Source organism: Curtobacterium sp. AB451 (assembly GCF_050585845.1).
Classification (GTDB): Bacteria; Actinomycetota; Actinomycetes; order Actinomycetales; family Microbacteriaceae; genus Curtobacterium.
In genome coordinates, this window is the sequence record NZ_JBOBQG010000004.1 from 449,077 (window position 1) to 469,485 (window position 20,409).

The window sequence follows — 20,409 nt, forward strand, 5'->3', positions numbered from 1 at the left end:
CGGTCATGGGGTGCTCCGGTCGTTCTGGGGCCCCGCGATCCCGGGCTCGGCCGTCGCCGGGCGGGATGCGCGGTGAGGTCGGGCTCGGACCAGCAGGTCGGGGCCGAGGCTGGTGGTCGATAGTACGTCCAACCTGCGACGCTCGCCGATGCTTCCCACACCGACGTCGTCGAGGGCGACACGCGGGCCGCCGAGCAGCACGGGCGCGAGGTAGACGAGGTACTCGTCGACGAGGCCCGCCGCGATGAGCGCCGACGCGACGGTCGGACCGCCCTCGACGAACACCGAGTGGACCCCGTGCGCGCGGAGGGCGCCGAGCGAGGCGGCGAGGTCGTGGCCGGGCATCGTCACGAGTGCCCGCGGGTGGCGGCGGACGGCGGCATCCGGGGGGACCGGGCGGTCGCCGAACACGACCGGGACCGGCTGGTCGGCGAGCAGCTCGCCCGCGTCGCCCCGGGCGGTCAGGCTCGGGTCGTCGGCGAGGACGGTGCCGGTGCCGACGAGGATCGCGTCGTGCGCTGCCCGCTGTTCGTGGACGTGCTGGCGTGCGGCGGCCCCGGTGATCCAGCGGCTCGTGCCGTCGGCTGCGGCGGCCCGGCCGTCGAGGCTCGACGCCCACTTGACGGTCACCCACGGGCGGCCGAGACGCACCGACAGGAGCCAGCGTTCGAGGAACTCCTCGACCTCGGCCGCGAGGACACCGGACAGGACGTCGACGCCGCCGGCGCGGAGGCGGTCGGCACCGCCGCGCGCTGCCGGACCGGGGTCGTCGACGGCGTACACGACGCGGCCGATCCCGGCCTCGAGCAGCGCGACGGCGCAGGGCCCGGTGCGACCGGTGTGGTTGCAGGGTTCGAGGGTCACGACGGCGGTCGCGCCGACGAGGTGTGCCGGGTCGACCCTGGACAGTGCGTCCACCTCGGCGTGTGGGGTGCCGGCGCCCTTGTGCCACCCCTCGGCGAGGACGTCGCCCGCGGGCGAGAGGATGACGGCGCCGACGCGGACGTGGTCGCCGACCGCGGGGCCGAGTGCCGCGAGCTCGAGGGCTCGGCGCATGGCACGCACCTCGGCCGGGGACGCCGAGGAGTGCGCCGGCGGGGATGCCGACGGGTCCGGCGGAGCGGGTGTCGCGGTCACGTTCCGAGACTAGCGGCGATCGGTCGGTGACGCGTCATCACGCTGTCCCCCGTCCGGGTCGATGGGCCAGGGGAGGTCGGACGCCGGCGTCCCGTCGGCGCGGCGCAGGCCCTTCCACGCCGCGGTCGGCGCGCCCTGGCGTCCGGGCACGAGCGCGTCGCCGGTGCCCGTGTACGAGAACCCCGCGGCGCGGGCGACGGCAGCCGAGGCGGTGTTGCCGACGTAGCACTCCCAGTAGACGTCCGGGGCGCCCTCGGCGAAGGCCCAGTCGACCACGAGGCCGACCGCGTCGTGCATGAGTCCGGCGCCGCGTGCCGAGGGTGCGAGCCAGAAGCCGAGGTCGCGTCGGGCGGTGCGGTACCCGATGATCCCCTCGAGCCAGGTGGACCCGGTCCGGCGGATCGCCCACGTGTACTCGCGGTCGGACGCCCACCCCGGGCCGACGAGCGCGTCGACGAAGGTGGCGGCGTCCCGGGCGGTGTACGGCGTCGGGATCGTGGTCCAGCGCACGATGTCCGGGTCCTGGCAGGCCTCGGTGATCGCCGCGGCGTCCGCCCGGGTGGGCACGTCGAGGTGCACCCGGGCGGACGACAGCGTGACGGGGCGCACGGTCAGCGCCGGGTGCGGGGCACGAAGCCGATGCGCTCGTAGACCCGCGCGAGGGTCTCGGACGCGATCGACTCAGCGCGGTCCGCCCCGATCGCGAGCAGTCGGTCGAGTTCGGCCGGGTCGTCGAGCAGCTCGAGCGTGCGGGCGCGCACCGGTTCGAGCTCGGCGACGACGGCGTCGGCGACCTCGCCCTTCAGGTCGCCGTAGCCCTTGCCCTGGAACGACGTCTCGAGGTCGGCGACCGCGGTGCCGGTGAACGCCGACAGGATCGACAGCAGGTTCGTGACACCGGGCTTCGCCTGCCGGTCGGCCCGGATCTCGCGCTCGGTGTCGGTGACCGCCGAGCGGATCTTCTTCGCGGTGCGCTTCGGGTCGTCGAGCAGTCGGATGAGGCCGTTGTCGGACGCGGCCGACTTGCTCATCTTGCTCGTCGGGTCCTGCAGGTCGTAGATCCGCGCCGTGTCGGTGAGGATCCGGGCCTCCGGCACGACGAACGTGTCGCCGAACCGCGAGTTGAAGCGCCCCGCGAGGTCACGCGTGAGCTCGACGTGCTGTCGCTGGTCGTCGCCCACCGGCACGACCTTCGTGTCGTAGAGCAGGATGTCCGCCGCCATCAGGATCGGGTACGTGAAGAGGCCGACCGACGCGGCCTCGGCACCCTGCCGGGCGGACTTGTCCTTGAACTGGGTCATCCGGCTCGCCTCACCGAAGCCGGTCAGGGTGTTCAGGACCCAGGCGAGCTCGGCGTGCGCCGGCACGTGCGACTGCACGAACAGCGTCGCCTTCGTCGGGTCGATGCCCGAGGCGATGTACTGCGCGGCCGTCGCCCGCGTGTTCGCGCGGAGCTCGGCCGGGTCTTGCGGCGAGGTGATGGCGTGCATGTCGACGACGCAGTAGATCGCGTCGTGGTCGTCGAGCAGCGTCCGCCACTGCATGAGCGCGCCGATGTAGTTGCCGAGGTGGAGGGAGCCGGCCGAGGGCTGGATGCCCGAGAAGATGCGCGTCGTGGTCATGGTGCTGTCCTGTGCTGGAGCGTGTGGGGGAGCGGGTCAGAGTTCGTAGTCGACGACCACGGGGGCGTGGTCGGACCATCGCTGGTCGTACGCGGCAGCGCGGTCGACCGTGTACTGCGTGACCTTCGCGGCGAGCTCCGGGGTCGCCACCTGGTAGTCGATGCGCCAGCCCGTGTCGTTGTCGAAGGCCTGGCCGCGCCACGACCACCACGTGTACGGGCCCTCGACGTCGCCGGCCTGGGCGCGGCCCACGTCGACCCACCCGAGGCCCGGACCGGTCGAGCCGTCGGCACCCTCGACCTCGGCCCCCTGCTCGCCGAAGAACCGCGAGAAGTAGGCGCGCTCACGGGGCAGGAAGCCGGCGCGCTTGACGTTGCCCTTCCAGTTCTTGATGTCCCGCTGGTCGTGCCCGACGTTGAGGTCGCCGACGACGACCGCGAGCGGGTTGTGTGCGCGGAGCTCCGGCAGCCGCTCGGTCATCGCGTCGAGGAACTTCCACTTCTCGTCCTGCTTCGGGGTGTCCACCTCGCCCGAGTGGACGTACGTCGACACGACCGTCACCGTGGTGCCGCCGATCTCGTAGTCCGCCTCGAGCCAGCGCCCGGCCGAGTCGAAGTCGTCGGCGCCGAGCGCGACGCGGTGCACGTGGGCGCTGTGGCGCGAGGCGATCGCGACGCCCGCGCGACCCTTCGCGGTCGCGGGGTCGTGCACGATGTCCCACTCGTCGCCGAGGAGCCCGGCGAGGTCGTCGCTCGACGCACGGACCTCCTGCAGCGCGAGGACGTCGACGTCGCGGGTGGCGAGCCAGTCGCCCATCCCCTTCCGGAACGCGGCACGGATGCCGTTCACGTTGACGGATGCGAGGCGCAGGCGTGTCATGCACAACACCCTATCGGCGGGTGCCGACACGGACGCGCCGGTCGTAGGCTCGCGCCGTGACCGTCGTGATGACCGTGGGCGAGGTGCTTGCCGCGTTCCGACCCGTGGCCGAGCAGATGCTGCGTCCGGACGAGTTCCGCGGAGCCGAGTTCTGGGTCTACACCGACGGGCTCGAACGACTCCGCCGCGTGGTCGAGACAGACGTCGCCGACGAGGGCATGGTCCTCGCGTGGTCGATCGCCGGCGACGACGGCGATTCCTGGCTGTGGCTCCAGGAAGGCGAGCAGGAGATGCTCCTGAAGATCGCCGATGACCTGCAGGACTTCATCGCCGAGAGTGCCTTCGCCTGGGGCGAGCTGCGCCCGATCCCGCCACTGGGGCAGTAGGGGCGACCGGACGACGGACGGGAGGCGCGGTGCCAGCCGGCACCGCGCCTCCCGTCCGTCTCGTGGTCGCGTCCGGGACGCGCCCCGCGCGATCAGGCCGCGTCGTGGTCCGTCTTCAGGAACTCGACCAGGCTGTCCGCGGTCGTCTCGGCGTCGTCGCCCGAGACCGTCAGGGTGACCTCGTCGCCGTTCTCGATGCCGAGGCCGAGGAGCGCGAGGATGCTGCCCGCGTTGCCGGACTTGTCGCCCTTCGCGATGGTGACCTGGTGGCCGGACGCGGTCACGGTCTGGACGAAGAGGGAGGCGGGGCGGGCGTGCAGCCCCGACGCGCTGGCGACGGTGACGGTGCGGGTGGCTTCGGACATCGATGTACTCCTGTCGATGGGTGGTTGGCTCATGGTAGCGAGCGCGGGGTGGGCGGTTCCGGTGCGCCTGACCGAGGTCAGTCGCGGCCCGGCCAGAAGACCTCGGTGCCGGCGGCCTCGACCTCGCGGACGAGGTCGGCGTTCACGCCGGGGTCGGTGATGATCGTGTCGATCGCGGCGAGCGGGGCGACACGACCGAACTCCTCGCGGCCGAACTTGGTGTGGTCGGCGAGCAGGATGCTCCGGCGGGCGGACTTGATCATCGCGGACTTCACGGCGGCCTCGGCCATGTTGTGCGTCGTCAGGCCGCGTTCCGGGGTGATGCCGTTGATGCTGATGAACGCGACGTCGACGCTCACCATCCCGATGAGCTGGTGCGTCCAGGTCCCGACGCCGGCGAGCGAGTCGCTCCGGATGTTGCCGCCGAGCAGGTGCAGGTCGATGCCCGGCCGGTTCGCGACGGCCATCGCCACCGGCAGGGAGTGGGTCACGACCGTGAGGCCGCGGTCGTTCGGGAGCAGCTCGGCGAGGCAGATGGTCGAGGTGCCGGCATCGATCATGATCGAGCCGTTCTCGGGCAGCTCCCCGATCGCAGCCTCGGCGATGACCATCTTCTCGGCCTGGTTGATGCCGCCGCGGTCGCCCACGCCCGGGTGCAGGGTGATGCGCTCGACGGGGATCGCGCCGCCGTGCGCGCGACGGACCAGCCCGCGCCGCTCGAGCGAGGTCAGATCGCGGCGGATCGTCTCCGGCGTGACCTCGAGCAGCTCGGCGAGGTCCTTCACGTCGACCCGACCCTGCGCCCGCGCCTGCTCGACGATGCGCTGGTGGCGCTCTGGTGCGTACATCGGGGCCTCGTCGTCTCGGAACGGTGGAGTCGGAACGGAACGGACACGACCGGGCACGTCCTCGGCGACCATGACCGGAACGGTTCAGCCACCAGACGCAAACGGGCATCTGTTTCTGCATTTTTATCCCCGGATGTGTTTGTTTGTCAACGTGGATCGGGGTATGGTGCTGCACAGCCGCACCGGCGGGGTCCCGTCTCCGGTCGTGCGCACCGAACGAACCACCCCACCGCAAGCGCGCGTGAGATGAAGGAGTCTCGAATGTCCGAACTGCTCGGCACCGGCGTCGGCCGCGGCGTCGCCCACGGCCCCGTGCTCCGCATGGCGGACCCGCTCGGCGAACCGTCGAAGGACGCGCTGACGGGTTCCGCGGACGACGCGAAGCAGGCGGTGGCCTCGGCGCTGGCAGCGGTGGCGGACGACCTCAACAAGCGCGGGCAGCTCGCCGGCGGCGACGCCCAGGCCGTGCTCGAGGCGCAGGCGCTCATGGCGCAGGACCCGACGCTCCTCGACGACGTCCACGCCCGCATCGACGGCGGCACCAACGCCGAGCGCGCCGTCTTCGAGGCGTTCGGCCAGTTCCGCGACCTGCTCGTGTCGATGGGCGGCTACATGGGGGAGCGCGCGGCCGACCTGGACGACGTCGCCCAGCGCATCGTCGCCAAGCTCCGCGGCGTCGCCGCACCGGGCGTGCCGGAGTCCGACACCCCCTTCGTGCTCGTCGCCCGCGACCTCGCGCCCGCCGACACCGCGCTCCTCGACCTCGAGAAGGTCCTCGCCCTCGTCACGCGCGACGGTGGCCCGACCTCGCACACCGCGATCCTCGCCCGCGCCAAGGGCATCACCGCCATCGTCGGCGTCACCGGTGCCGACGACCTGGCCGACGGGCTCGAGGTCGTCGTCGACGCCGCGGCCGGCACCGTGGTCACGGACCCCTCCGCCGAGCTCGTCGCCGACGTCGAACAGCGCATCGCCGACCGCCTCGCCGCGGCCGCAGCACCCCTGACCGCCGGTGCGCTCGCCGACGGACACACCGTCCCGCTGCTCGCGAACCTCGGCAGCCCGGCCGACGCCGCGGGTGCCGTTGCTCTCGGTGCGGAGGGCGTGGGGCTCTTCCGCACCGAGTTCCTCTTCCTCGACTCGCCGAAGGCGCCGACCGTCGACGAGCAGAAGGGCTCCTACAAGCAGCTGCTCGAGGCGTTCCCGGGCAAGAAGGTCGTCGTCCGCGCGCTCGACGCCGGTGCCGACAAGCCGCTGCCGTTCCTCACCGACAAGGACGAGGAGAACCCGGCCCTCGGTCGCCGCGGGCTCCGCGCGCTCCGGAACCACCCCGAGGTGCTCCGCGACCAGCTCACCGCCCTCGCCCAGGCCGACGCCGAGACCGAGGCCGACCTCTGGGTGATGGCGCCGATGGTCGCCGACGCCGAGGAGACCGAGTACTTCGTCGACCTGGCTCGCGAGCTCGGCATCCGGACCGCCGGCGTCATGGCCGAGGTCCCCTCGCTCGCGCTCATGGCCGACCAGGTGTTCACCTCCGCCGACTTCGTGTCGATCGGCACGAACGACCTGACCCAGTACACGATGGCCGCCGACCGCATGCTCGGCACCGTCGCGTCGTACCAGGACCCGTGGCACCCCGCCGTCCTCCGACTCGTCGCGCAGCTCGGCACCGCCGGGCAGCACGCGGGCAAGGCCGTCGGGATCTGCGGCGAGGCGGCAGCCGACCCGCTGCTCGCCGTCGTGCTCGTCGGACTCGGCGCCACGACGCTCTCCATGACCCCCGCGGCCCTCGCCGACGTGCGTGCCGAACTCGGCAAGTACACCCTCGCCGAGGCCCGCGAGATGGCCCAGGCGGCACTCGCCGCGTCGACGGCGGCGGCTGCGAAGTCCGCCGCGGCCGCGACGCACGCCGCCTGATCCGACCCCAGCACCACCTTCCCTCCACACGCAGCAGCAGCACCTCACAGAAAGTCACCGCACATGACAACGTCGTCCGTTGCAGCGCCCGACGCTCCCGCGAAGTCGCGGGGCGGCGCACGCGTCGCCGTTCAGAAGTTCGGCACGTTCCTCTCCGGCATGGTCATGCCCAACATCGCGATCTTCATCGCGTGGGGCATCATCACGGCCTTCTTCATCGAGACCGGCTGGACCCCCGTCGGGATCCTCGGTGGCTTCGGTGAGACGAACGGCGTCGCCAACCCCGGCGTCGTCGGCCCGATCCTGACGTACCTCATCCCGCTCGCGATCGCGATCCAGGGCGGCCGGATGGTCTACGAGACCCGCGGCGCCGTCGTCGGTTCGATCTTCGCGATGGGTGTCATCCTCGGCGCCAACGGCACCGTGATGATCCTCGGCGCGATGATCTGCGGCCCGCTCGGCGCGTACATCATCAAGCAGATCGACAAGATCTGGGACGGCAAGATCCGCCCGGGCTTCGAGATGCTCGTGAACAACTACGCGGCCGGCATCCTCGGCTTCGTGCTCGCCATGATCGGGTTCTTCTGGCTCGCGCCGGTCTTCAAGGCCATCGCGAACGGCCTCGGCGCGGCGGTGGAGTTCCTCATCAACCACTCGCTGCTCCCGCTCGCCAGCGTGATCATCGAGCCGGCGAAGGTGTTCTTCCTCAACAACGCCATCAACCACGGTGTGCTCGACCAGCTCGGTGCCGCCCAGGTGAAGGAGTCGGGCAAGAGCATCCTCTTCCTGCTCGAGGCGAACCCCGGCCCCGGTCTCGGCATCCTGCTCGCCTTCACCTTCTTCGGTGTCGGCATCGCCCGCTCGACCGCTCCCGGCGCGATCATCATCCAGTTCCTCGGCGGCATCCACGAGATCTACTTCCCGTACGTGCTGCAGAAGCCGGTGCTGTTCATCGCCGTCATCCTCGGTGGTGCGACCGGTGTCGCGACCAACGTGGCGTTCCACTCCGGCCTCGTCGCCCCGGCGTCCCCCGGGTCGATCTTCGCCGTGATCGGCTCGACCGCGAAGGACAGCTTCGTCGGTGTCATCCTGTCGGTGATCCTCTCGGCAGCGGTGTCCTTCGCCGTGGCCTCGTTCTTCCTGCTGGCCACCCGCAAGCGTGACCTCGCGAACGGCGGCGGGGACATGAGCGCCGCGATGGCGAAGCTCCAGGCCAACAAGGGCCGCGACGTCAACGCCGCGACCTCCGGCCTGCTCGGCAACAACGCCCCCGCCAACGACGAAGAGGCCGAGGCCTCGCTCGGCGGCGTCGGTTCCGCATCGACCGCGACGGCCACCCGCGTGCAGAACGTCGTGTTCGCCTGCGACGCCGGCATGGGCTCGAGCGCGATGGGCGCGAGCGTCCTCCGCAACAAGGTGAAGAAGGCCGGCATCGAGGGCGTCACGGTCGTCAACAAGGCGATCGCGAACCTCGACGGCACGGAGGACCTCATCATCACGCAGGAGGAGCTGACCGACCGCGCGAGGCAGAAGAACCCGGGGGCACAGCACGTGTCCGTCGGCAACTTCATGAACGCGCCGCAGTACGACCAGGTCGTCGACCAGCTCAAGAACCAGTAACGCAGTGCAGTATCGGAGGGGACGGGCCACGGCCCGTCCCCTCCACACGTCCACGACGCCACGTCACGAAGCAAGGAGAACCCCGATGCCCGTCCTGCAGGAGAGCCAGATCCGGATCCACACCGAGGACACCGCACCGACGAAGTCGGAGGCGATGAAGGAGGCGGCCGAGATCCTCGAGGCTGCAGGCGCGGTCACCGCGGACTACTACCCGGCCATGCTCGAGCGCGAGAAGAGCGTCTCGACGTACATGGGGAACTTCCTCGCCATCCCGCACGGCACGAACGACGCGAAGGACGCCATCAAGTCCTCGGCGCTGTCGTTCATCCGCTACGCGACGCCCATCGACTGGGACGGCAACCCCGTCCGCTTCGTCGTCGGGATCGCCGGTGTCAACAACGAGCACCTCGACATCCTGTCCAAGATCGCGATCGTGTTCAGCGACGAGGACGAGGTCCAGAAGCTGACCGACGCGCCGGACACCGCCGCGATCCTGTCGATCCTCGGCGAGGTCAACGAGTGAGCACCCCCACCGCGGTCCACTTCGGCGCGGGCAACATCGGCCGCGGCTTCGTCGGGCTCCTGCTGCACGAGGCCGGGTACGAGGTCGTCTTCGCCGACGTCGCCGCGCCGCTCATCGACGCGCTGGCCGCAGCCGACTCGTACACCGTGCACGAGGTCGGCCACGACGCGCGTGACCACGAGGTCACGAACTTCCGCGCGCTGAACAGCGCCCAGGACGAAGCCGGCGTCGTCGCCGAGATCGCCGCCGCCGCGGTCGTCACGTGCGCCGTCGGCCCGAACGTGCTGAAGTTCATCGCCCCGGTCATCGCCCGGGCCCTCGAACAGCGCGACCCCGACGCCGCCCCGATCGCGGTGATGGCGTGCGAGAACGCCCTGAACGCCACCGACCGTCTGCGCGAGTTCATCGTCGAGGCGCTGCCGGCCGACGTGCGCGACAAGGCGCTCGCCAAGGCCGTCTTCGCGAACACCGCCGTCGACCGCATCGTCCCGGCCCAGCCCGACGGTGCCGGCCTCGACGTCACCGTCGAGACCTACTACGAGTGGGCCATCGACCGCACACCGTTCGGCGGGAACGAGCCCGAGATCCCGGGTGCCCACTACGTGGACGGCCTCGCGGCCTCGATCGAGCGCAAGCTCTTCACCGTCAACACCGGGCACGCCACCGTCGCCTACCACGGCTTCCTCGCGGGGGCGGACAAGATCTCGGACGCGATCGCGATCCCCGCGGTCCGCTCCGAGCTCGAGTCGGTGCTCGCCGAGACGAGCGACCTGCTCGTCCGTCGTCATGAGCTCGACCCCGAGGTGCACCGCGCCTACGTGCAGGCGATCATCGGGCGCTTCGAGAACCCGCACCTGCCCGACACCGTGACCCGGGTCGGCCGGCAGCCGCTTCGGAAGCTCTCCCGTGACGAGCGCTTCGTGTCGCCCGCCGCCGCCCTCGCCGAGGACGGCACGGAGCCGACGGCGTTGCTCGACGCGATGGGTGCCGCGCTGCGCTTCGACGTGCCGGACGACGAGCAGAGCGTCGAACTCCAGGCACTGCTGCGCTCGGACCGGAGCGACGCGGACGTCGTGACCGAGATCACCGGGCTCGACCCGCAGCACCCGCTGCACGCCGCGTTCGCGGACCGGGTGCGGTCCGCGCGCGCCTAGCGTCCTCGACGCCCGCAAGAGACGGACGGGAGGCGCGGTGTCGGCTGGCACCGCGCCTCCCGTCCGTCGTGCACCCGCGTCGGACCGCCGCGTCAGGCCGTCCGCAGCACGAGACCGCCGTGCTCGACGCGCAGGCTGGCGGCGGCCACCAGGCCGAACGGATCGCCGTCCAACTGCAGCTGCTCGGGCTCGTCGAGCACGAGGTCGAGTCGCCGCGCCGTCGTGTAGCCGAGGGTCCGCGACCGCGGCAGGAAGCGTGCGAGCAGGCGGCCGAAGCCCGTGCGGTGGAAGAAGCGGTTGAGCGAGAGGCCGTAGCCGATCTTGGTCCACCCGACACGTCCACGCGGGCGGAACGCCACGGCGTCGAGGAGTCCGTCGTCCGGTTCCGCAGCGGGCAGGAGCAGGAGGCCGGCGGTGAGGGTGCCGCAGTTGCCGACGATGACCGTGTGTGCGCGCATGCCGTGCTCCTCGCCGCCGTCGAGGCGGTACCGGAGGTCGATCTGACGGTTGCCCACGACGGACCGGAGGATCGGGTCGGAGTAGGCGAGCCACCCGAAGCGCTTCTTCAGCCCGGCGTTCGTCTCGGCCGCCATCCGGGCATCGAGACCGATGCCCGCCATCACGAGGAACCCGTGCTCGGCGGTGTCCCCGTCCGCCGAGGTCAGCGCGGCGAACGCGACGTCGACGGGACGGTCCGCGCCGCGGAACGCCGACCGGACGGCAGCCGTCACGTCACCGATCGGGATCCCGAGGTTCCGTGCGTAGAGGTTGCCGGTCCCCGTCGGGAGCAGGGCGATCGGGATCCGGGATCCGTGCAGGACCTCGGCCGCCACCCGGAGCGTGCCGTCGCCACCGACGACCAGCACGACGTCGGGCGCACCGGCTCGCGCCTCCTGCGCGGCGGCGCGGCCGTCGTCGCCGGCAGCGGTCTCGAACCACACGGTGTCGTCCCACCCGAGCGACCCCTGTTCGGTGGCGACCGCCGAACGGAGGGCGGCGAGGTCGACCGCCGAGGGGTTGACCACCACCGCGGCCCGCTGCCGCGCGCTCGGGCGTCGGGCGGGGTCGGGAGCTTCGTGGGGAGAGGGCACCAGACGACGCTACCGTCGGGCGCGGTGCCGGAACGGTCGGCACCGGGCGTGTCCGAACCGCGCGGATCCGGCGAACCTGGCAATCCGGGTCAGTCTGCGCAGGAACACGGGCCAGACTCGCAGCACGGCGAGTGCCGGGCGCCTTCGGCACCTGAGCGGCACCTCTCCTGAACAGGCAGGGGCCGTCATGGCCAGCACGCCCATCGTCCGCTCACTCACCCTCATCGGCACCGGGATCGGACTGGCGGCGGCGCTCGCGCTCGCGTCCTCCGCACCGGCATCGGCCGCGACCGTCATCGACGGTCCGATCAACCTCGGCACCGCAGCGACCTACGGGTCCCTCGGCGCCTCCACCGTCACGAACACCGGGCCGACGACCGTGCAGGGCGACCTCGGCGTCTCGCCGGGCACCTCGATCACCGGTTTCGGCGGCACCGGGAACGGCATCGTGAACGGCACGGTGCACCAGACCGATGCTGCGGCCACCCAGGCGCAGGCCGACACGACGACGGCGTACGGCGTGGCCGCGTCGCTCACCCCGACCCAGACCGGGATCACCGAGCTGAACGGTCTGAGCCTGTCGCCCGGCGTGTACACCGGCGACGCGCTGCGACTCGCCGACACCGGGACCCTGACACTCGCGGGCAGCGCGGACTCCGTCTGGGTGTTCCAGGCCGCGTCCACGCTGACGATCGGGTCGGGGACGCGCATCCTCATCACCGGCGGGGCCAGTTCCTGCAACGTCTTCTGGCAGGTCGGCAGCTCCGCCACCATCGGCAGCGCCGCACAGTTCCAGGGCACCGTCCTCGCGGACCAGTCCGTCACGGCCACCACGGGTGCGACGGTCGTCGGCCGACTCCTCGCACGGAACGCCGCGGTCACGCTCGACACGAACACCATCACGGCGCCGACCGGGTGCCCGGCCCCCGGGACGCCCTCCGAGACGGTCGCGCCGACCATCACCTCGGGTACGCCCACCGCAGCGACCGCCGGGACGCCGTACTCGTTCTCGGTGACCGCGACCGGCAGCCCCGCGCCGACGTACTCCGACGGTGGCACGCTCCCGCCGGGACTCACCATCAACCCCACCACCGGGGTCATCTCCGGCACCCCGACGACACCCGGCACGACGACCGTGACGATCACGGCGGACAACGGCACGGCTCCGGCCGACACCGAGACGTACGTCCTGACCGTCCGCGCACCCGCGGTGGTCCCCTCGCCGTCGGCCACCCCGACGGCTCCGACGTCGAGCGCCCCGGCGGTCCCGGTCGCGGCCGGCTCGGGCGGCGGTGGCTCGGGGACGTCCCCGGCCGAGCTGGCGTTCACCGGCAGCGACCCGACGATCCCGCTCACGATCGCCGGAGCGCTCCTCGTCGCCGGCTCCGCACTCCTCGTGCTGCGGTCCCGTACCCTGCGGACCCGACGACGTCCGGCACCGCGCGCGTAGCGTCGGGGGCATGACGAAGCACTGGGTTGCACCGCGGTTCGGCGGCAGCGAAGTCCTCGAGTACGTCGACACCGAGGTGCCGGCACCCGGCCCGGGCGAGGTGACGATCGACGTCCGTGCCGCCGGGATGAACCCCGCGGACACCAAGCACACCCGGCAGGGCGACCCGTCGGACCTGCCCGTCCCCGTCGGCTACGAGGTCGCTGGGGTCCTCGTCGCCGTCGGACCGGACACCGAGATCGCCTCGGGTGGGGGAGCGGTCGGCGACGAGGTCCTCGCGTTCCGGGTCGCCGGCGGGTGGGCCGAACGGATCACGGTGCCCGCCGGGGACGTGTTCGCGAAGCCGGCGTCGCTCGGGTTCCCCGAAGCGGCGAACCTGCTGCTCGCCGGTACCACCGCGGCAGACATGCTCCGGGTCACCCGTGCGACCGGCAACGACACCGTCCTCGTGCACGGCGCCGCCGGCGCGGTCGGGGTCGGCCTGCTCCAGCAGCTCCGGCTCCTCGGTGCCCGCGTGATCGGGACGGCGTCCGAGCGGAACGCCGACACCGTCGCGGACTTCGGTGGCGAGTGGATCGCGTACGGGGACGGGCTCGAGGACCGCGTCCGGGCGCTCGTCGGGGACGGCACGGACGACCGTGTCGACGTCGCGCTCGACTGCGTCGGCACCGACGAGGCCGTCGACGTCTCCCTCGCGCTCGTCGCCGACCGCTCGCGCATCGTGACGATCGCCGCGTTCGGTCGGGCGGAGTCGGACGGCATCCGAGCGATCGGCGGTGCCCAGCCGGAGAGCAAGGCGTTCCGCGACTCGGTGCGCCAGCGGTTGATCGACCTCGCCGCCTCGGGGGAACTGGTCGTCCCGGTCGCGCGGACGTTCCCGCTCGCCGAAGCACGGCAGGCCGCCGAGGTGCTCGAGTCGCAGCACCCCGGCGGGAAGCTCGCACTCGTCCCCTGACCCTCTGGTGCCCACGTGCCGCGGGGCGCCGCGGTCCGTTGAGTCGTCCGCAGGGATGACGCGTCGGTGCCCCGGCTCTGCTTGACTCGAGGCGCATCGACACGGCTCTGCACGAGCAGGCCACCGGAAGGAACGAACCGTGAGCGACCAGTACCCGCCGCAGGACCCGTACGGCCGACCGTCCGGTGGGCCGGGCCCGTACGGCCAACAGCCGTCCGGCGGGCCGAGCCCGTACGGGCAGCAGCCGTCCGGTGGGTCGAGCCCGTACGGCCAGGACCCGTACGGGCAGCAGCCGTCCGCCGCGCAGAACCCCTACGGCTCGCCCACGCCGAACGGGCAGCAGCAGGGGCCGCCGCCGCTCTGGGCACCCTGGTACGGGATCCCGTTCCCGCAGGCGTTCCTGCGCTTCTGGAAGAAGTACGTCCGGTTCGACGGACGCGCCAGCAAGAGCGAGTTCTGGTTCTGGGCGCTCTGGTACGTGATCGGCAACGCGGCGATCGGCATCGTGGGCTCCGTCATCAACGCGCTGCCGTACATCTCGAACGCCGACGACCGCCTCGTCCAGCTCTGGGCGCTCGCCACCTTCATCGGGTTCATCGCGCTGACCGTCCGCCGCCTGCACGACGTGAACCTCAGCGGGTACTTCGCCCTGTTCTTCATCATCCCGCCGATCGGCGTCCTGTTCGCGCTCATCGTGGGACTGCTCGCCACGGTCCCGCAGGGGCAGCAGTACGACCGACCCGATCGCGGCTGAGTACCCGGAGTGGGCACGGTCCGGGCTCCGAGCGGCGGCGACGAGCGTGCGCGTCCCCCGATCGGGGGTCGTCACGCGGTAACCCGAGCCGCGCTCGATCGATATGGTCGGGAGCGCTGGGCACTGCGCCCGGCAGCGTCCAGCACGTCACACCACCGAGGGGATCCCACATGACCAACGCACAGCCCTACCAGTCCGCCCCCGCTCCGGCCTCCGACCGCTACAGCGTCCTCGCGATCGTCGGGTTCATCCTCGCGTTCGTCGTGAACATCGCGGGGCTCGTCGTCAGCATCATCGCGCTGACCCAGATCAAGAAGACGGGTGAGCGCGGCCGCGGCCTGGCGCTCGCCGGGGTCATCATCTCCGCGCTGTCGATCGTCTTCGGCATCATCTCGATCATCGTGTTCGCCTCGGCCGCGGCGAACATGGGCACGACGACCGGGTACTGATCACCGCGCTCCAGCTCGACCCGAGGCGGCCCGCTCCCGAGGAGCGGGCCGCCTCGCCGTCCGACGGGGACGGGCGACGGGGACGGACGACGGGGCGTCGGTCTGGTTGACTCTCTTCCGTACTCGAGCCGACACACAGGGGGATCCATGAGTGACCAGTACCCACCGCAGAACCCGGACGGACACGAGCCGCAGGGCCAGCAGCCGTCCGGCCAGCCCGGCCAGCAGCCGTACGGCCAGCCCGGCCAGCAGCCGTACGGCCAGCCCGGCCAGCAGCCGTACGCTCAGCAGCCCTACGCACAGCAGCCCTACGCACAGCAGCCCTACGCACAGCAGCCCTACGCACAGCAGCCCTACCAGCCGCAGCAGCACGCCCCGGTCGGCCCCGACGGTGTCCCGCCGCTGTGGGCCCCCTGGTACGGCATCGGGTTCCTCGACGCGTTCAAGCGCTTCTTCGCGAAGTACGCCCGGTTCGACGGGCGGGCCAGCCGCAGCGAGTTCTGGTACTGGATCCTCGCCAACGCCATCGTCACGATCGTCCTGTTCGGCGGGTTCTACGCGGTGCTGATCGGCTCCCTCGTGAGCAGCACACGGGTCGACGCCTACGGCAACCCGTCGGGTGACGCCGCGCCGTCCCCGATCGCGTTCGTGTTCCTCGGCCTCTACGGCATCTGGTGGCTGGGCACCCTCGTCCCGAACATCGCGCTCGGATGGCGCCGGGTCCACGACGCGAACCTCGCCGGCCCGTTCTGGCTGATCGGCATCTTCGTGAACGTCGCGGCGATCGTCTTCGGCGTCCTCGAGTCGAACCCCGCGGGTGCGCGGTTCGACCGACCGGACCTCGGGTAGTCCATCCCGCACGACGAAGCGACCCGCACCACGAAGCGGCCCGCACCGGAGGGTGCGGGCCGCTTCGTCGTGCGGCAGTCGTGCTGCGGGAGCGGCGCGGCAGCCGTGGATCAGGTGACGCGGATCAGACCACGCGGAGGCGTGAGAGCGAACCGTCCACGACGAGGTCGCGCACCGTGACCGACGGATCCGCCGTCTGGAAGCGCAGCGCGCCTCCGGGCTGGTCGAACCAGGGCTGGACGAACCGGACGGTCACGAGGAACGGCCGTTCGACCAGGTAGCGGTGCGTCTCGGGCGACCCGGCCACGTGCGGCGGGAGCGACCGCTGCGCCAGCGGGGTGTCGAGGGGGTGCAGGAGGTAGCCGTCCGGGCCCCCGATCCGGTCGACCGGCACGCCCGCCGGGATCTGGATGGTCAGCCCCTGCTCGCCCGCCTGCGCGACCTGCTGCGCGAGCTGCGGGTACGTGGACGCCGCCCGGTCGCGCAGCCCGTCGAGCTCGTGGCGGGGGATGTCCTTCGGTGCCGGGAACGGACGGTTGAGGAACCGCCGGAGCATCTCGACGGCATCCGCTTCGCCGCGGGCGGTCGCGAGACGCCGGGCGGTGCCGTAGTCCACGACCTCGAGGGCGAAGTCACCGGCACCCTCGACCGGCACGACCCGCAGTGCTCCCTCGACCGGGGGCTCGTGCAGGGTCTCTCCGGGGAGCTGCACGTAGCGGATCGTGTAGCCGAGCTGGTCGAGGATGGGGCGGGTCTCCGCGAACGTCATGGCCGCGAGCCTACCGGGTGCGACCTATGCCTTCCCTCGCATGATCGCCTGCTTGACCTCGGAGATGGCCTTCGTGACCTGGATGCCGCGCGGGCAGGCGTCGGTGCAGTTGAAGGTGGTGCGGCAGCGCCAGACCCCCTCCTTGTCGTTGAGGATGTCGAGCCGGACGTCCGCAGCGTCGTCGCGCGAGTCGAAGATGAACCGGTGCGCGTTGACGATCGCCGCGGGGCCGAAGTACTGGCCGTCGGTCCAGAACACCGGGCAGGACGACGTGCACGCGGCGCAGAGGATGCACTTCGTGGTGTCGTCGAAGCGGGCACGGTCGGCGACGGACTGCACGCGCTCCTTGCCCTTCTCCGGTGCCGAGCTCGCCTGCAGGAAGGGCTGGACCTCGCGGAAGGACTTGAAGAAGGGCTCCATGTCGACGACGAGGTCCTTCTCGAGCGGCAGCCCCTTGATCGCCTCGACGTAGATCGGCTTCGACACGTCGAGGTCCTTGATGAGGGTCTTGCAGGCCAGCCGGTTGCGGCCGTTGATGCGCATCGCGTCGGAACCGCACACACCGTGGGCGCAGGAGCGACGGAAGGTCAGCGAGCCGTCCTGGTCCCACTTGATCTTGTGCAGCGCGTCGAGGATGCGGTCGGTCGGCAGCATCATGACGTCGAAGTCCTGCCAGCGCGGCTCGTCGTCGACGTCCGGGTCGAAGCGCCGGATGATCAGGGTGACCGAGAACGATCCGGGAGGGGCGTCCTGCACGGTGTCGGTGCGGGGTGCGTCGGAGACCAGGGTGTCGGTCATCTCAGTACTTCCTCTCCATCGGCTGGTACCGCGTCACGACGACTGGTTTCCAGTCGAGGGTGATGTGGTCGTCGGCGAGTGACGAGTGCGGATCGCCCGTCAGGTACGCCATGGTGTGCTGCATGTAGTTCTCGTCGTCGCGCTTCGGGTAGTCGTCGCGCATGTGGCCGCCGCGGGACTCCTTGCGGTTGCGGGCCGAGTAGACGACGACCTCGGCGAGGTCGAGCAGGAACCCGAGCTCGACCGCCTCGAGCAGGTCGGTGTTGAAGCGCTTGCCCTTGTCCTGCACGGAGACCTGCATGAACCGGTTCCGGAGCGTGTGGATCGTCTCGGTGACGCGGGCCAGGGACTCGTCGGTGCGGAACACCTGCGCGTTCTTGTCCATCTCGTCCTGCAGTTCCTTGCGCAGCACGGCGATGCGCTCGGTGCCGGTCGACGCGCGGAGCTGGTCGAGCATGTCCTTGACGGCCTGCTCCGGGTGCTCGGGCAGCGGCAGGAAGTCGGCGGTCTTGACCCACTCGGCCGCGTTGTTGCCGGAGCGCTTGCCGAAGACGTTGATGTCGAGGAGCGAGTTCGTGCCGAGTCGGTTCGAGCCGTGGACCGAGACGCACGCGCACTCGCCGGCGGCGTAGAGCCCGGGGACGACGGTCGTGTTGTCGTACAGGACCTCGGCATTGACGTTCGTCGGGATCCCGCCCATCGCGTAGTGCGCGGTCGGCATGACGGGCACCGGCTCGACGACCGGGTCCACGCCGAGGTAGGTGCGGGCGAACTCGGTGATGTCCGGGAGCTTCGTCTCGAGCACCTCGGCGCCGAGGTGCGTGCAGTCGAGCAGCACGTAGTCCTTGTTCGGACCCGCGCCGCGGCCCTCTGCGACCTCTTGCACCATGCACCGGGCGACGATGTCGCGGGGTGCGAGGTCCTTGATCGTCGGGGCGTAGCGCTCCATGAACCGCTCACCCGAGGCGTTGCGGAGGATCGCGCCCTCGCCTCGGGCACCTTCGGTCAGGAGGATGCCGAGGCCCGCGAGCCCGGTCGGGTGGAACTGGAAGAACTCCATGTCCTCGAGCGGGAGACCGGTGCGCCACACGATGCCGACGCCGTCGCCGGTGAGGGTGTGCGCGTTCGAGGTCGTCTTGTACATCTTTCCGAAGCCGCCGGTGGCGAAGATCATCGCCTTGGCGTGGAAGACGTGCAGGTCGCCGGTTGCGAGTTCGAAGGCGACGACACCGGCGGGCTGCTTCCGGGTGACGCCGTCGTCGCCCGTGACGTCCACCATGATGAGGTCGAGCGCGTAGAACTCGTTGAAGAAGTTCACGCCGAGCTTCACGCAGTTCTGGAACAGCGTCTGCAGGATCATGTGACCAGTGCGGTCGGCCGCGTAGCAGGCCCGGCGGACCGGGGACTTGCCGTGGTCGCGCGTGTGCCCGCCGAAACGGCGCTGGTCGATCTTGCCCTCGGGCGTGCGGTTGAACGGCAGACCCATGTTCTCGAGGTCGATGACCGCGTCGATGGCCTCCTTCGCGAGGATCTCGGCGGCGTCCTGGTCGACCAGGTAGTCGCCCCCCTTGATCGTGTCGAAGGTGTGCCACTCCCACGAGTCCTCTTCGACGTTCGCGAGCGCCGCGGCCATCCCGCCCTGCGCTGCACCGGTGTGCGAGCGGGTCGGGTACAGCTTCGAGATGACGGCCGTCTTCGCCTTCGGACCGGCCTCGATGGCGGCACGCATGCCGGCACCGCCCGCGCCGATGATGACGATGTCGAACTGGTGGTGGTGAACGGTGGTCTCGGTCACTGGGGCCTTTCCGGGGTGGTGGCCGCGCCGTCGGGGGAGTGGACGGCGGGCGAGTAGGGGGTCGCGGCTGCGGTCGGCGGGACTACTGCGCGGGGCAGAACGACGGCAGGTCCGCGGCGGCTGCACCGGCGGGGCACGGGTCGAACGTCCAGCAGACGAGCAGGCCGAGCACGATGAGCACGACGCAGGCGATGAGGATCGCGACGAGCAGGGTCTTGCGGATGCCCGGCTTCGACACGTAGTCGTTGACGATCGTGCGCATGCCGTTCGACCCGTGGATCAGCGCGAGGACGAGCATGAGCGAGTCCCACACCTGCCAGAACGGCGACGCCCACTTGCCGGCGACGAACGCGAAGTCGATCTGCTTGACGCCCTCGCCCGCCACCATGTTGACGAAGAGGTGCCCGAAGATCAGCACGACGAGCAGGACGCCCGAGCCGCGCATGTAGATCCAGCCCCACTTCTCCCAGTTGGTGGTGCGACGGGCTGCTGCTGCGGAGCGCGGGGGCTCGATGGTCTGCGTGGTCATCCGGATGCCCCCTAGTTGAAGTCGGCGACGAGGTTCATGAGCTGGCGCGGCAGGAAGCCGGCGATGGCGATCGCCCAGAGGACGAGCACGATCCAGAACATGGCGCGCTGGTACTTCGGGCCCTTCGACCAGAAGTCCACGAGGATGATCCGGAGCCCGTTGAACGCGTGGAAGACGATCGCCATCACGAGGGCGATCTCACCGAGGTTCATGATCGGCGTCTTGTACGTGCCGATGACCGCGTTGTACGCCTCGGGGGACAGCCGCACGAGGGCGGTGTCGAGGATGTGCACCAGCAGGAAGAAGTAGATCGCCACACCGGTGATGCGGTGCAGGACCCAGGACCACATGCCGGTCGAGCCCCGGTAGAGGGTCCCTTGCGGTGTCCGAGAAGCGCGCGGCGCATCGATCGTCACCCGGGGTGCGGCGGTCGCCGTACCCCCTCCGGTCTGCTCGGCCATGAGCTCGTCCTCCCATAGGACGGGCTCGCCCGATCGGCGAGCCCTTGCCGTTCGTGTT

The 20,409-nt window shown here is 71.0% G+C and carries 22 protein-coding genes; 10 read left to right on the plus strand and 12 right to left on the minus strand.

The features are described from left to right. Nucleotides 1–3 precede the first annotated feature (3 nt). From ribD to ACQXVK_RS12075, 4 genes are all read right to left on the minus strand, one after another. Nucleotides 4–1,056, minus strand: a complete 1,053-nt coding sequence (ribD, locus tag ACQXVK_RS12060; protein WP_022907342.1) for a bifunctional diaminohydroxyphosphoribosylaminopyrimidine deaminase/5-amino-6-(5-phosphoribosylamino)uracil reductase RibD — start codon at nucleotides 1,054–1,056, stop codon at nucleotides 4–6. 90 nt (nucleotides 1,057–1,146) lie between these two features. After that, nucleotides 1,147–1,746: a GNAT family N-acetyltransferase gene (locus tag ACQXVK_RS12065; protein WP_430853686.1), complete on the minus strand. Its 600-nt coding sequence runs from the start codon at nucleotides 1,744–1,746 to the stop codon at nucleotides 1,147–1,149. Nucleotides 1,747–1,748: 2 nt separating this feature from the next. Further along, the gene (trpS, locus tag ACQXVK_RS12070; protein WP_430853687.1) at nucleotides 1,749–2,759 is read right to left on the minus strand and encodes a tryptophan--tRNA ligase; all 1,011 of its coding nucleotides are present in this window, start codon (nucleotides 2,757–2,759) and stop codon (nucleotides 1,749–1,751) included. A 36-nt stretch (nucleotides 2,760–2,795) separates the two neighbouring features. Continuing rightward, nucleotides 2,796–3,638, minus strand: coding sequence for an exodeoxyribonuclease III (locus tag ACQXVK_RS12075; protein ID WP_022905914.1), 843 nt, complete (start codon nucleotides 3,636–3,638; stop codon nucleotides 2,796–2,798). Between the two features lie 56 nt (nucleotides 3,639–3,694). Between ACQXVK_RS12075 and ACQXVK_RS12080 the strand changes: the two genes are divergently transcribed. Further along, on the plus strand, nucleotides 3,695–4,024 hold the full coding sequence (locus tag ACQXVK_RS12080) for a hypothetical protein (protein WP_022905913.1): 330 nt from the start codon (nucleotides 3,695–3,697) through the stop codon (nucleotides 4,022–4,024). 92 nt (nucleotides 4,025–4,116) lie between these two features. Here the strand turns inward: ACQXVK_RS12080 and ACQXVK_RS12085 are convergent, their stop codons facing one another. After that, complete coding sequence (locus ACQXVK_RS12085; RefSeq protein WP_022905912.1) at nucleotides 4,117–4,389, minus strand: HPr family phosphocarrier protein; 273 nt, start codon at nucleotides 4,387–4,389, stop codon at nucleotides 4,117–4,119. A gap of 77 nt (nucleotides 4,390–4,466) precedes the next feature. Next, entirely contained in the window at nucleotides 4,467–5,237 is a 771-nt protein-coding gene (locus ACQXVK_RS12090; RefSeq protein ID WP_402268305.1) for a DeoR/GlpR family DNA-binding transcription regulator, read from the minus strand. 261 nt (nucleotides 5,238–5,498) lie between these two features. Here ACQXVK_RS12090 and ptsP point away from each other — a divergent pair, with 261 nt between their 5' ends. The 4 genes from ptsP (at nucleotide 5,499) to ACQXVK_RS12110 (ending at nucleotide 10,451) form a co-directional block, all read left to right on the plus strand. Beyond that, the gene (ptsP, locus tag ACQXVK_RS12095; protein WP_430853688.1) at nucleotides 5,499–7,154 is read left to right on the plus strand and encodes a phosphoenolpyruvate--protein phosphotransferase; all 1,656 of its coding nucleotides are present in this window, start codon (nucleotides 5,499–5,501) and stop codon (nucleotides 7,152–7,154) included. A gap of 63 nt (nucleotides 7,155–7,217) precedes the next feature. Continuing rightward, nucleotides 7,218–8,774, plus strand: coding sequence for a PTS mannitol transporter subunit IICB (locus tag ACQXVK_RS12100; RefSeq protein ID WP_416394790.1), 1,557 nt, complete (start codon nucleotides 7,218–7,220; stop codon nucleotides 8,772–8,774). Nucleotides 8,775–8,859: 85 nt separating this feature from the next. Continuing rightward, nucleotides 8,860–9,297 (plus strand): PTS sugar transporter subunit IIA, encoded by a 438-nt coding sequence (locus ACQXVK_RS12105; RefSeq protein WP_022907882.1) that lies wholly within the window; start codon nucleotides 8,860–8,862, stop codon nucleotides 9,295–9,297. Next, nucleotides 9,294–10,451 (plus strand): mannitol-1-phosphate 5-dehydrogenase, encoded by a 1,158-nt coding sequence (locus tag ACQXVK_RS12110; RefSeq protein ID WP_430853689.1) that lies wholly within the window; start codon nucleotides 9,294–9,296, stop codon nucleotides 10,449–10,451. Before ACQXVK_RS12105 ends, ACQXVK_RS12110 begins: the two co-directional genes overlap by 4 nt. Nucleotides 10,452–10,543: 92 nt before the next feature. Here ACQXVK_RS12110 and ACQXVK_RS12115 read toward each other — a convergent pair whose 3' ends face one another. After that, nucleotides 10,544–11,542: a diacylglycerol/lipid kinase family protein gene (locus ACQXVK_RS12115; RefSeq protein WP_430853690.1), complete on the minus strand. Its 999-nt coding sequence runs from the start codon at nucleotides 11,540–11,542 to the stop codon at nucleotides 10,544–10,546. Nucleotides 11,543–11,729: 187 nt separating this feature from the next. Between ACQXVK_RS12115 and ACQXVK_RS12120 the strand changes: the two genes are divergently transcribed. The 5 genes from ACQXVK_RS12120 (at nucleotide 11,730) to ACQXVK_RS12140 (ending at nucleotide 15,999) form a co-directional block, all read left to right on the plus strand. Then, a complete protein-coding gene (locus tag ACQXVK_RS12120; RefSeq protein WP_430853691.1) occupies nucleotides 11,730–12,992 on the plus strand; it encodes an ice-binding family protein in 1,263 nt (420 codons plus the stop codon). Nucleotides 12,993–13,002: 10 nt separating this feature from the next. After that, complete coding sequence (locus ACQXVK_RS12125; protein WP_430853692.1) at nucleotides 13,003–13,947, plus strand: quinone oxidoreductase family protein; 945 nt, start codon at nucleotides 13,003–13,005, stop codon at nucleotides 13,945–13,947. Between the two features lie 139 nt (nucleotides 13,948–14,086). Further along, nucleotides 14,087–14,701, plus strand: coding sequence for a DUF805 domain-containing protein (locus ACQXVK_RS12130; RefSeq protein ID WP_430853693.1), 615 nt, complete (start codon nucleotides 14,087–14,089; stop codon nucleotides 14,699–14,701). A 170-nt stretch (nucleotides 14,702–14,871) separates the two neighbouring features. Beyond that, nucleotides 14,872–15,150 (plus strand): DUF4190 domain-containing protein, encoded by a 279-nt coding sequence (locus ACQXVK_RS12135; RefSeq protein ID WP_022907489.1) that lies wholly within the window; start codon nucleotides 14,872–14,874, stop codon nucleotides 15,148–15,150. A 147-nt stretch (nucleotides 15,151–15,297) separates the two neighbouring features. Further along, on the plus strand, nucleotides 15,298–15,999 hold the full coding sequence (locus tag ACQXVK_RS12140) for a DUF805 domain-containing protein (protein WP_430853694.1): 702 nt from the start codon (nucleotides 15,298–15,300) through the stop codon (nucleotides 15,997–15,999). 124 nt (nucleotides 16,000–16,123) lie between these two features. Here the strand turns inward: ACQXVK_RS12140 and ACQXVK_RS12145 are convergent, their stop codons facing one another. From ACQXVK_RS12145 to sdhC, 5 genes are all read right to left on the minus strand, one after another. Next, nucleotides 16,124–16,768: a TNT domain-containing protein gene (locus tag ACQXVK_RS12145; RefSeq protein WP_402268279.1), complete on the minus strand. Its 645-nt coding sequence runs from the start codon at nucleotides 16,766–16,768 to the stop codon at nucleotides 16,124–16,126. 24 nt (nucleotides 16,769–16,792) lie between these two features. Then, nucleotides 16,793–17,566 carry a succinate dehydrogenase iron-sulfur subunit gene (locus tag ACQXVK_RS12150; protein ID WP_022907492.1) on the minus strand — a complete coding sequence of 258 codons (774 nt, stop codon included), beginning with the start codon at nucleotides 17,564–17,566 and terminating at the stop codon, nucleotides 16,793–16,795. Nucleotide 17,567: 1 nt separating this feature from the next. Beyond that, nucleotides 17,568–19,361, minus strand: coding sequence for a succinate dehydrogenase flavoprotein subunit (sdhA, locus tag ACQXVK_RS12155; protein ID WP_430853695.1), 1,794 nt, complete (start codon nucleotides 19,359–19,361; stop codon nucleotides 17,568–17,570). An 82-nt stretch (nucleotides 19,362–19,443) separates the two neighbouring features. After that, nucleotides 19,444–19,890 (minus strand): succinate dehydrogenase, hydrophobic membrane anchor protein, encoded by a 447-nt coding sequence (gene sdhD / locus ACQXVK_RS12160; RefSeq protein ID WP_079236494.1) that lies wholly within the window; start codon nucleotides 19,888–19,890, stop codon nucleotides 19,444–19,446. An 11-nt stretch (nucleotides 19,891–19,901) separates the two neighbouring features. Then, on the minus strand, nucleotides 19,902–20,351 hold the full coding sequence (gene sdhC, locus ACQXVK_RS12165) for a succinate dehydrogenase, cytochrome b556 subunit (RefSeq protein WP_083857977.1): 450 nt from the start codon (nucleotides 20,349–20,351) through the stop codon (nucleotides 19,902–19,904). Between the last annotated feature and the right edge of the window lie 58 nt (nucleotides 20,352–20,409).